The organism is Pirellulales bacterium, from assembly GCA_036490175.1.
Lineage (GTDB): Bacteria > Planctomycetota > Planctomycetia > Pirellulales > JACPPG01 > JACPPG01.
Genome location: DASXEJ010000270.1, coordinates 1 through 8,206 on the forward strand (window position 1 = coordinate 1; position 8,206 = coordinate 8,206).

The window sequence follows — 8,206 nt, forward strand, 5'->3', positions numbered from 1 at the left end:
CTTCGTAGTGGTCATCACCTCCTGCTACGAAGTCTCGCCAGCTAGCGGATTAAGCTGGCGGAAGAGGATTTCTACAGAGCAACTCACACCAGTTTTCAACAGAGCACTCGCAAAACAAAACCGTATCACGCGATCGACTTACATCGAAAGATACCCCGCACTATTTGCCGATGCGATTTGCAACAGCCATTGCTGCTCCTCTCACGAGCAGAGCAACTTATGCGCCTGAGTGGCAGACGTAAAGGGGCGAGACCCGCGTTCGGCCGGCATTGCCGCTACTATTTCTCTAATGTTTCAATGGGATTATGGCGCTCCGTTGCTAGCTCCTGGGCCGTGACGTTGACCGATTGATGTCGCAATTGGATAGCCTAGCGGGTCAAGCCATTATTTCGAATGCCGAGACGACATTCGCATAATTCGACAGCGCGGGGCAGGGTGATACGACTCATTGTCGCCCCCACGTGAAATCGAGTGGACCCTAATCACTTGAGCGCAGGCAATGGTTCCGCGCAATTGGGAACGAAGTTTGCATTATAGGGCGCACATGAAATCCCATGCGTTCGATCGCTGGCAGAGAGTCACTCGTTGTTCCCAGCACGAGCGCCAAGCGGTGCTGCGGCGATATGATTTCGCATCGCTCATGGTAGCGTACAAATTGGCGAGAAGACTTCCCCTTGACATGAATGTAAGCCACTTGACGCCAGATGTGATGATCGACGTCATCGTTGAGTTCGAGCGCACCCGTCAATTAGTCCACTAACAATACCGCTGCGGCCGTCGTTGATACTTCATGCTTCTCAATGAGACATGCAACGCGGCGCGAAGTCGTTGGAACGCGCCCCAGCGTTTCAATTCACCTTCTTTGCGGTTCAGCGAAGACATCACTTCTCTTTACTTCTCCCCAGTGACCAATCCAGGATGGGCGTCGCTACGTGATACGCACTGAATGCCAACAATGCCAAAGCGCTTACTGCCAACAAAAGTACCAAGCCGACGTACATAACATCTTCGAGAAACGTAAGTGTCTTCGCGATCTATTTGTGCGTGTCGGGAGTGATGTGCCCATGCGGCATCGCAGCGCTCTCCCCGTTCTAGCTTGCTGATATCAGATGACATGCCGACGAAGTAACGCTAACTAAGGCCGCCTGTCCGAGGGCGATTCCGCCGTCGTTGGCCGGAACCAGTCGATTCCAAAGTAACTCAATGTCGGCGGCCTCGGCTGCCGTCTGCTTTCGGACCAGCTCGAATAGCAACTCGTTCTGGAAGACCCCGCCCGAGATTGTGGCGTGCCCTAATCCGTGCGAATCACAAAGGCGGCATATCTGATTCACCACCTCGGTTGCGACGGCCGCGTGAAATCCGTAGGCAATATCTGCGACGGATCGGCCGTCCCTGCGGTCTTGCAATATCGCCGTAAGCAGGGGGCGAAAGTCGAAGTCCCCAAACTGGTAGCGCGACTGGGCTCCGACGCCTTGGGCCTGATGTTCGAGCCACACCGCCGCCTGGCCTTCGAAGGTCATCGATCGAGTAAACCCGAGGATCGCGGCCACGGCGTCGAACAATCGCCCCATCGATGTAGACGTAAAGCAGCGTAGGTTTTTGACGACCATCGACCGCGCGTGCAGAAACCTTGGCGGAAAGCAGAACGGAGGCTGCATCATGTCGGGGACATGGGGCAATTGAGCCAAAAACGCCGCAGCTGATTGCACCGGACTTTTTGCCGCTGCATCACCGCCCGGCATTTGCACAGGTCGAAGGTAGGCGGCTCTCTCAAAACCGGCCGCCGCACTACCGACGAAGATTTCGCCTCCCCAAATACCTGCATCAGTCCCGTATCCTGTCCCATCGAGGGCCACGCCAACCATCGGCTCATCGAGTAAAGAATGTTCGGCCATCACGCTTGCGACGTGGGCATGGTGGTGCTGTATTGCGACGCGGCAGCGCGCCGGCCATGTTGCCGCCAGGCGTGTTGAGGCGAACTCTGGATGCAAATCGTGAACGATCGTCAACCGGCGCGAATCAATGCGATACATTGACAATAGGTCGTAGATTGTCTCGCTGAGAGCCTTTTCGGTCTCGATGTCGCCCAGATCGCCAATATGCTGACTCATAAAGACTTCGCCATCGACGACGAGCGCAATCGCGTTCTTCAGGTCGCCGCCGAGCGCGAGAATCGGCTCTGACGTCTTCAATCGGCAGACCGAGGCAGGTGCGAAACCACGGGCGCGCCGCATCATGAAGGGACCGCCGGCGCGCACCGCCACGACCGAGTCGTCAATTCTGCGTGCGATCGGCCGCTCACCAATTAAAAGGGCGTCGGCAATACCAGATAGTCGCTCTTTGGCGTCATCGTCTAAGTACGCGATCGGTTCGGACGAACGATTGGCGCTGGTCATCACCAGTGGGCTCGGAGCGCCAGCGTCGAACAGTAGAAGATGTATTGGAGTGCTGGGGAGCATTACGCCGAGTGAAATGTTGTCGGGCGCAACGCCCGGCAGGTAGGCTTTTGCTCGTGCGAGGACGACGGGGCGCGAGACGTGCGTCAGCAATGCTTCGTGGGCCGGCGTCAGATCGACAAGTTCAGCGGCTTGCGTTCGATCGCGAGCGAGCACCGCGAATGGCCTTTCTTTGCGATATTTGCGCGCACGCAATGCTTCGACCGCTGCGGCGTTTCGAGCATCGCAGGCCAGATGAAAGCCGCCAATTCCCTTGATCGCAACGATGCCACCGGCCCGTAGCAATTCGACAGTACGATACAGCGCGGCGGCAAAGTCGCATGATCGATGCCCTCCTTCAATCAGAATATACGTTGGGCCGCAATCGGCGCAAGCTATGGGCTGCGCGTGATAACGGCGATCGAGCGGATCCGAATATTGGCGCCGGCACTCGGGACACATTTCCCACGGTCGCATTGTCGTTGCAGCGCGATCATACGGCAGGCTACAGATAATAGAGAAGCGCGGTCCGCAATTTGTACAATTGATGTAGGGGTAACCGACTCGGGCGTTCTGCGGATCCCGCATCTCGGCCAGGCAGTCTGCGCAAACCGCTAGATCGGGCGCTATGCGGACCGTAGGCGGAGATCCGCCATGGCTGGCCCGAATAGAAAACTCAGATGTTCCTTGCGGTTCGACGTCGCGAATCGCAAGCCGAGTAACGTGCGCCGCCGGGGGAGTGCTGGTCCTGAGTGCGCTGAGAAACGATGCTAGTTCTGCCGGCGGTGCTTCGGCATGAATTTCCACGCCAGCAGTGTCGTTCAATACCCAACCCGCCACACCATGTTTGGCCGCCGTACGATAGACAAACGGTCGAAATCCGACGCCTTGCACGATACCGGCAATTGAGATTCGCCGGGCGATGCGATTGGTAGATGCCGGCAGCACGGTCATCGGACCCCACTTCCTACAAGCGACGAGCGCAGCACGTGGTAAATCGACGCTTGCACTTCTTGAATCCGGGGAACGTAATCGGAACGAACGACGAGCACGTGATCCGCCAGCCGATCTCGCACGATATCCCCGCCGTCGTAGCCCAACAGTGCAATCGTCATCATGCTACGTTTGCGCGCTTCGCTTAAGGCCAGGGCGATATTCTTCGATTTACCGCTGGTGGAAATCGCGATCGCCACATCCTGCGGTCTTCCCACGGCGATCAATTGCCGCGAAAACGCCACTTCGACGCCTACGTCGTTCGCGATTGCTGTCAGTACCGCTGGGTCCATGGACAACGAAATCGCCGGTATGGTCCCCCTATCGCCGCCGAGGCAATCCAACACGAAATCGTTCGCGTCAGTGGCCGATCCGCCATTGCCGAAGACGATCAAGGCGCCTCCCGCGTCAATGCGTTCTTGAGTCGCCGAGGCAACGGCCGCGAACTGTTCCGCTTGCTCAGCGACAAAACGTTGCCGCAGGCGCGTGTCTTCGGCCGCCTTTTGCTCAATCGATGCGGCGACGTCGGCCAGCGTGGCTTCGACTGACCGGTCGCCCTGTGCCAGAAATGGGTACAGAAAGGCCGATGCGCCGACGTCTTCTCCTCGTCCCTGCTGCTCGAAGAAGACATGCACGGTTTCCCACAGCGTGTGGTACATCAGTTCTGTGATTTCCTGATGGATGAACGGATCATCGGTCGCCGGCGCAAGCGGTACATCATCGAGTTGACCTGGCCAACGGCAGACGAGCGATTCGCACGCTGCCGCGGGTGCCAGTAGTTCCTCGAGATCAGCAGCTCCTCGTGGCGGCCCAAATCCCATCACGATATCATCGGGGCGAGCGAGTGCGGCGAGCGCCGACGGACAATGCGAAAGGTCCACTGCCGGGAGGGCGCGCTTGCCGACAATGATCGGATGCATAAACTCGACCGCCACATGCTGAGCGTCTGTCGAGTAAGGCCCCAGGCCCAACGTCAGCAGTCGCCCGCCTCGAGAAAAGCGTTGCGACATTTTCAGACACACGCGGGCGAGAGCGGCGGCGTGCCGTGCCATATAAGTTGCGAACAACTCATTCCGCGTTTGGAACTGCCGCCGCAGAGGCGAAATCGTATCGACAGCGTGAATCATAGGTGCGCTCAGCAAATGCGTGGGAGCGGATCTCCAATTAGCATGTCGACAACGCGAGTACCACCGTAGGCGCTGCGAGCCACGACTCGGGAGTACGGTCCTGCGATTATTTCCCCTAGAATGCAGGCCTGCTCGCCGCCTGGCACGCCGCGCAACACTTCTAGCGCCCGCGACGCCATCCCAGCCGAAACGACGGCGACAAATTGACCTTCGTTGGCGACTTGCAATGGGTCCAACCCTAGCAACTCGCACGCGCCGCGAACTGCGGAATCGACCGGAACGGCCTCTTCCTCGATTGAAATCATGCGCTGAGCGTCGCGAGCTAACTCGTTGAGAACCGTGGCGACGCCCCCGCGCGTGGCGTCGCGCATCCATTTAATCTCGCCGCCAACGTGCTCAACAATCGCCGCGACAAGGTGGGTTAGCGGACGCGTGTCGGAAAGAATGTCGGCTTCGACGTCCAACTCTGCGCGGGCTAGCATAATCGCCATGCCGTGATTACCGATCGGCCCGGATAGGAGCACACAATCGCCAATTTCGACGCGATCGGGCCGCAGATCGACGCGCGGGTCAACGAGGCCCAGCCCCGTAGTTGATATGTATAGTCCATCGGCGCGGCCATGCTCGACGACCTTGGTGTCGCCGGTGGCAATCGGTAGGCCGACGCGTTCGGCGGCCGTGGCCATCGCGCGGACTTCTTCGCGCAAGACGTCGGCCGGCAGGCCTGCTTCGAGAATGAACGCGGCCGTGAGCGCCAATGGCTTCGCGCCAGAGACGGCTAGATCGTTAACCGTTCCGTTCACGGCCAGTTCGCCGATCGATCCCCCCGGAAAGCGCAGTGGGTGCACAACATAGCTGTCCGATGTGATTGCCAGGCGGCCGCCGGGAATTAAAAACGTCGCCGCATCCGCCAATGGGTTGAGCAAGGAATTAGCAAACGCTGGCAAGAACACGCCTTCGACCAGCTGTCGACTTGCTTCTCCTCCCGCGCCATGAGCCATCGAAATCTGCTTGCTGTGAAACTGGACCGGACGCTGCGCGGTGGCCATGCGGAGCCATTCTTTCTAGCCAAGTGTTACGAGTTGTGGCGCGCCGCGATATTTGAAATGGGCCGCGCAAGCGCCTTCGGGGGAAACCATCAGGGCGCCGATCGGTTGCTCTGGTGTGCATTCCTTGCCGAATAACTTGCACTGGTGGGGCTTCAATACCCCCTTGAGTACTTCGCCGCATTGGGCCGCTTTAGGATCAGCGACGCACACACCCCGGATCGGCAGCGTTCGCTCAGCATCCCACTCGGCGAACTCGCCTCGAAGCCGTAGTGCCGAATGCGAAATAAAACCCATACCGCGCCATTCAAAATGGGCACGGACCTCGAACACTTCGGCCAGCACCCGTAGCGCCGCAAGGTTTCCTTCCCAAGGCACAACCCGCGCATATTGGTTTTCTACCTTGGCAATGCCGTCGCGAAGTTGCCGTAACACCATGACGAGCGACTGCAGTATGTCGAGCGGCTCGAATCCCGAGACGGCAATCGGGCACCCGTAATCTCGGACAATAAACTCGTAAGGTCGGCAACCAATTACGGTAGACACGTGTCCCGGGCCGATAAATCCGTCCAGCCGCATATCAGGCGAATCCAGAATAGCGCGGATTGCCGGGATGATCGTGACATGGTTGCAAAACACGGCGAAGTTCCGCACGCGATTCGCTCGCGCCTTGAGGAGCGTCAGCGCGGTAGACGGCGCGGTTGTCTCGAATCCGATGGCAAAGAAGACGACCTGGCGGTCGGGGTTCGCTTCGGCAATTTTCAAAGCGTCCAGCGGCGAATAGACAATCCTCACGTCGGCGCCACGCGCTTTGCTTTCCAGCGGACTCCCCTGCGAGCCTGGGACACGCATCATGTCCCCAAACGCAGTGAAAATGACATGTGGGTCGCCGGCCAGTTCCAACCCATCGTCGATCCGCCCCATCGGCAGCACGCACACCGGGCAACCGGGCCCGTGGATCAGTTCGACATTCGGGGGGAGCAGATCCTTCAGCCCGAAGCGAAATATGGCGTGCGTATGCCCGCCGCACACTTCCATAATGCGGTAATGCCGAGCCGGATCTGCCAGGGTGCGGATTTCTTCGAATGCCCTGGCGATCATGGTTGGATCGCGGAACTCGTCAACATATTTCATTCGCCGTCTCCGCAATCGTAACCTTCGACTTCTTCCTGAGCCGCGCTGGCCTCGCCCAGCAGTGAAAGCAATCTGAGCTGCTCATCGGCCTGCTCTGCGCTGATCTTGCTCAACGCAAACCCGACATGAACCAGTACCCAGTCGCCCAACTCGGGTGGATCGGCGTCGAGCAGATCGATATTGACCCGCCGTCGCACCCCCATGATGTCCGTCGTTGCCAATGGATCGTCGTCGGCAGGAAGACGGCTGATCTGGGCGGGTATGGCTAAGCACATATTGGAACCATGAAGAGTGAACGGTCCAACGATTGCTCGAAGACGAGATGGAACGTCTCGTGCAAATTAAGTGCCCATCTCGAAATAGTTGTCGCAGCACGCGGGCAGACAAAACCTGAACGCTCATCCTTATTTTGACCGCGTGGCGCGATTTATCGAGGAAGCATTACTCACTTCGGGGTGGACGCATCATGACCAACGTGGAGTTCTGCTGCTCACCCCGGCAGGCCCATTGATTGTGGCTTGCGCGCCCGAATGTATACGTTCTCAGAAAAAATACATAAATGTTCTTTTGTGCATGATCGTCCTTGCTGAAATGTGTTACGCGGATTCGGTATGCACGAATTATCGATTGCGGAAAGCCTGATTGATGCGGCTTCGGACGCGGTCAGCGAACATGGCGGCGTCCGCGCCACGCGAATCAAGATTCGAATCGGCCTCCTGTCCGGTATCGTACAGGAGGCGCTGCGGTTTTCCTTCGACCTGGCGTCTTCCGGGACACCGTGCGACGGCGCCCTGCTCGATATTGAAATAGTTCCGATTACTGTCAGCTGCTCGCACTGCAATGCAGCGCAAACACTTACGGATAGTTTTCGTTTCAGCTGTCCTACTTGCGGACAGCCTACGCCGGACGTTCTGTCGGGCAAAGATCTGGAACTGACATCAATTGAGATTTCGTATCAGTCCGAGACCAACGCCTGAGCAGAAGGCAGGCGGCGGTCTAATTCTTCTGTAAGCAACGAATCCTCGGCACGCCGAATGCTGAAGAGTTCAACTCTCTTGCCTGGAAGATTCCAAGTCGCACGTCAAGGCACATCGATTCATCGCCGGGTCAGCATATGCAACCGCGTATTGTTGAGCTTCGCACTCGAATCCTGAAGAAGAACGACGAGCTTGCCCGTCAGATGCGGCAGGACTTTGCCCGTGCCGATGTCCTGGTAGTGAACATCGTTTCAGGTCCAGGCGCGGGCAAGACCGAGCTTCTTACCAGAACGCTGCGCATTCTAAGCGATCGATACCAGGTTGCAGCGGTCGTTGGTGATCTGGCGACTGAAAACGACGCCCTGCGCATTGCGGCCAGCGGTGCGCCGGTGAAACAGATCTTGACCGGGACGATGTGTCATCTGGAAGCCGAGATGGTGCGCAATGCCATCGGAAATTGGGATCTTGCGGGCTGCGACTTTCTGTTCATCGAG

The 8,206-nt window shown here is 58.0% G+C and carries 7 protein-coding genes; 2 read left to right on the forward strand and 5 right to left on the reverse strand.

What is annotated here, in order from left to right:
* Window positions 1-1,091 precede the first annotated feature (1,091 nt).
* Genes hypF through VGG64_20265 form a run of 5 tightly spaced genes read right to left on the reverse strand, consistent with a single transcriptional unit; the run spans window position 1,092 to window position 7,010 of the window.
* On the reverse strand, window positions 1,092-3,389 hold the full coding sequence (gene hypF, locus VGG64_20245) for a carbamoyltransferase HypF (GenBank protein HEY1601944.1): 2,298 nt from the start codon (window positions 3,387-3,389) through the stop codon (window positions 1,092-1,094).
* Window positions 3,386-4,555, reverse strand: coding sequence for an SIS domain-containing protein (locus VGG64_20250; protein ID HEY1601945.1), 1,170 nt, complete (start codon window positions 4,553-4,555; stop codon window positions 3,386-3,388). Before VGG64_20250 ends, hypF begins: the two co-directional genes overlap by 4 nt.
* Window positions 4,556-4,563: 8 nt before the next feature.
* Window positions 4,564-5,604: a hydrogenase expression/formation protein HypE gene (gene hypE / locus VGG64_20255; GenBank protein HEY1601946.1), complete on the reverse strand. Its 1,041-nt coding sequence runs from the start codon at window positions 5,602-5,604 to the stop codon at window positions 4,564-4,566.
* 15 nt (window positions 5,605-5,619) lie between these two features.
* The gene (gene hypD, locus VGG64_20260) at window positions 5,620-6,735 is read right to left on the reverse strand and encodes a hydrogenase formation protein HypD (GenBank protein HEY1601947.1); all 1,116 of its coding nucleotides are present in this window, start codon (window positions 6,733-6,735) and stop codon (window positions 5,620-5,622) included.
* Entirely contained in the window at window positions 6,732-7,010 is a 279-nt protein-coding gene (locus tag VGG64_20265) for a HypC/HybG/HupF family hydrogenase formation chaperone (GenBank protein ID HEY1601948.1), read from the reverse strand. The genes hypD and VGG64_20265 overlap by 4 nt, the downstream gene beginning before the upstream one ends.
* 336 nt (window positions 7,011-7,346) lie before the next feature.
* On the opposite strand from VGG64_20265, the gene hypA reads away from it, so the two are divergent.
* Together hypA and VGG64_20275 are read left to right on the forward strand one after the other, a co-directional pair.
* Window positions 7,347-7,712: a hydrogenase maturation nickel metallochaperone HypA gene (gene hypA / locus VGG64_20270; GenBank protein ID HEY1601949.1), complete on the forward strand. Its 366-nt coding sequence runs from the start codon at window positions 7,347-7,349 to the stop codon at window positions 7,710-7,712.
* Between the two features lie 203 nt (window positions 7,713-7,915).
* Window positions 7,916-8,206 (forward strand): GTP-binding protein (locus VGG64_20275; protein ID HEY1601950.1); only part of this gene is annotated, 291 nt, incomplete at its 3' end.

Coding starts and splice junctions, on each gene's coding strand:
- hypE (HEY1601946.1), bottom strand. CDS start 5,604: ATGGCCACCGCGCAGCGTCCGGTCCAGTTTCACAGCAAGCAGATTTCG.
- hypD (HEY1601947.1), bottom strand. CDS start 6,735: ATGAAATATGTTGACGAGTTCCGCGATCCAACCATGATCGCCAGGGCA.
- VGG64_20250 (HEY1601945.1), bottom strand. CDS start 4,555: ATGATTCACGCTGTCGATACGATTTCGCCTCTGCGGCGGCAGTTCCAA.
- hypA (HEY1601949.1), top strand. CDS start 7,347: ATGCACGAATTATCGATTGCGGAAAGCCTGATTGATGCGGCTTCGGAC.
- VGG64_20265 (HEY1601948.1), bottom strand. CDS start 7,010: ATGTGCTTAGCCATACCCGCCCAGATCAGCCGTCTTCCTGCCGACGAC.
- hypF (HEY1601944.1), bottom strand. CDS start 3,389: ATGACCGTGCTGCCGGCATCTACCAATCGCATCGCCCGGCGAATCTCA.